The organism is Variovorax sp. GrIS 2.14 (assembly GCF_046115955.1).
Lineage (GTDB): Bacteria > Pseudomonadota > Gammaproteobacteria > Burkholderiales > Burkholderiaceae_C > Variovorax.
This window is the reverse complement of sequence record NZ_JBJXIA010000071.1, coordinates 1-2,890: the sequence shown is the minus strand read 5'-3', so window position 1 is coordinate 2,890 and position 2,890 is coordinate 1. Positions and strand designations below refer to the sequence as shown.

Genomic DNA, 2,890 nt, shown 5'->3' with positions numbered 1-2,890 from the left:
GTGCCATCGTGTGACCTGCCCGAAAGCAACACGCCTACAACCCGCAGCCCATAGACGGCTGCGGCAGAGGCGAACAGATGGTCTGCCGATGGAACCAGGTTGTTGCCCGAGCCTCCCGGTTCTAAGCTAAGCACATTGGGCGCTTTTATAAGCAAATGTTGGCTCAGGGGCGCCAGAAAAACCATCCTAGGCTTCAGATGAACGCCATCACGCGCATAACCCAAAGGAACGGACGAGTAGCTTTGAAGAATTTCAAGAACGGTGTTGGGTGACTGTCCTTCGAACCTCAGTGCGATCAGGATGGCGCCGTTGTAGTTCGCCGGAAGGTGTTGAAGCAGGCTGCCCAAGGCGGAAATACCGCCCATCCTGGCGGCAACCACCACGATGCTGTATGTCTCACTCATTGGCTGGGCTCCTGAAATATCGGTTGTTTGGACCGCATTTGCCAATCGACTGCGAGTGGTCAGAAAGATTCCAAGCAACAGAGGCCGAGAGAGACGCTCATTTCGCGAGGACCATTGCAAAGTAGCCAAAGACCGTCAGCAGAATCCCGGACACGGCGTACGCCACGGGAAACCCGATCCAGGGCACGGTGCTGTCGATTTCCTTGGACGCCTCGCGAGCAGGGCCCGAGTGGCTGCGTGCACCCGCGACACCGCCCATTAGCACGGCCGGATTGATCTTGAAGATGTGAAATCCCACCGCCCAGACGATGAAGGGAGGGATGGTGCAAGCGACAAAGCCAAGTCCGAAAATCTGCAGCGCCACCGTGCCGTTCAACTGAGACAGCAGATTGGCGCCCGCATTCACGCCGACGATGGCGACAAAGAAGATCAGACCCATGTCTTCCAAAATATTGCGCGCGGCGTTCGGGGTGTTGCCAAAGAAGCGCACCCTGGAGACCAGAGAGGACACGATGATCCCCGACACCAGCAAACCTCCGGCGTTGCCAAGTCCGACCGAGGCGCCGAAGGCGGGGACCTGGATCAATCCGATCAGGAAGCCGAGGATCATCCCCAGGGACAACGTGAGCAGGTCGGTGGCCGTGCTCGGCCTCGCGGCCTTTCCGAGCAGGGCGGTTGCCTTGTCGATGGCACTTCGCAGTCCGACGAGATGCAGGATGTCCATGCGCTGCAGCTTTGTCTCAAGGCCTACCGGCAGCGGTGCACCGCCGCGCTCCATGCTGACGAGTTGCACCTGTCCTGCGATAGGCGAGTGGCTGAAGTCCTTGAGCGCACGCCCGATCGCACCCTTGTGGGTCACCACGATCTCGGCCTGGTCGAGCGGAATGTTCAGCGCTCGGGCATCAGGCACTTCCGGACCGATCACGCCCATGTGCTCGGTTAGCGACGCCAAGCTGCCGCCCAGCGCGATCACATCACCCAATTGCAGCGTCAACGTGGGATCGGCACCAAGCAGCTTGTCGCCGCGTTCCACATTCTCGATCTGGTATTCCGCAAAGCGCTCCCGCAGTTGCGCGATGGTGTGGCCGTCGAGTTCCGGATTAACCAGCCGATAGGCCCGCAGATCGAAGGGCCGGTAACCGCTTAGCCCGGCATCATCGACGTTTGGCACACCATGGGCGACCTCGTACTCTTTCGCCGCCTTGCGCGCATCCACACGCCACCAGCGCGGCAGGTACTTGCAGATCAGAATGATGCCGACCGTACCCCAGATGTACGTGATGCCGTACGACAGCGCAATCATTGCGGTGGCGTCGGCCGCCGTTGATCCTGCCGGGATCGGCACAACACCGGAAGTGATTGCCTGTTCCGCAGATCCAATCGCGGCAGACATGGTCTGGGAGCCCGCAAGAATGCCGCCGGCAGCGCCCACCGGCAACGAGAGCCAGCGCACGCCGAGCACCACGATGCCCAGGCCGAGAAACGAGGAGAGGATGGCCAACACCGTGAACTTGAGGCCATCGCCTTTCAGGCTGTTGATGAACGACGGTCCGACGCGCAGTCCCACGCCGTACATGAACAGGTAGTAGAAAAGGCTCTTGGTGAAGTTGTCGAGTTCGAAGCGCACGCCGTAAGCAGCGCCCCATGTCGCGATGCCGCAGCCGATGACGATCGCTGCGGCGACGGGACCCAGCCCGTATCCCTTTACGGTCCAGCGGCCAGCCCAGACCGACAGGCCCACGACCAGGAACAGAAGAACGTAAGAATTCTTTTGCAGGAAGCTCAGGAAGGCGATCATGCGCGACGCTTCATGACGGCAAACCCAGAGCGAGTTGAGCTTCTGGCGATTGCGTGGCGACTGCTTTGTCCACCGGTGTGTCGGTGACAGCACCGTGGCTGAAGCTCGGCCCCGCACTCGAATGCTGCACCGGATTGAGATGCAGATAAGCGACAGCGCGCCGCAGGTCATCCAGCAGTAACGCAATCAGATCGCGACTGACGCCGTGCCGAATCAGCACGCGTTGCACTACAACGTTCTGACGGTCAGACGGCAGCGGATAAGAAGCGATTTGCCAGCCGCGGGCGCGCACGCGTTCAGAAAGGTCGTAAAGCGTGAAGCCCGGCTGAGCGCCGTCTTTCAACTTGTAGCAGACTGCCGGAAGACCTCCCTTTCCGTCATAGACAAGCTCCAGGGGTTCGATCTTTGTGATCTCTTGCGCCAGCCATTGCGCCGTATCGGAGCACGCCTGCTGGATACGGGTGTACCCATCGCGACCCAGACGCAGGAAGTTGTAATACTGCGCGATGATCTCGCCGCCCGGTCGGCTGAAGTTCAATGCAAAAGTCGCCATATTGCCGCCGAGATAGTCAACGTAGAAAATCAGGTCTTCCGGCAAGTCCGCTTTCGAGCGCCAAATGACCCAGCCCACACCCAGCGGCGCCAAACCGTACTTGTGTCCAGAGGCATTTATGGACTTCACGCGTTC

Annotated in this window: 3 protein-coding genes; all 3 read right to left on the bottom strand. The window is 60.0% G+C overall.

The window, feature by feature from the left end:
* The coding region (locus tag RCH10_RS27375) for a chemotaxis protein CheB (RefSeq protein WP_409054813.1) at window positions 1–404 on the bottom strand (404 nt) is incomplete at its 3' end.
* A 97-nt stretch (window positions 405–501) separates the two neighbouring features.
* The gene (locus RCH10_RS27370) at window positions 502–2,202 is read right to left on the bottom strand and encodes an aspartate:alanine exchanger family transporter (RefSeq protein WP_409054812.1); all 1,701 of its coding nucleotides are present in this window, start codon (window positions 2,200–2,202) and stop codon (window positions 502–504) included.
* A gap of 10 nt (window positions 2,203–2,212) precedes the next feature.
* Window positions 2,213–2,890: pyridoxal-dependent decarboxylase (locus RCH10_RS27365; RefSeq protein WP_409054811.1), on the bottom strand; the 678-nt coding region annotated here is incomplete at its 5' end.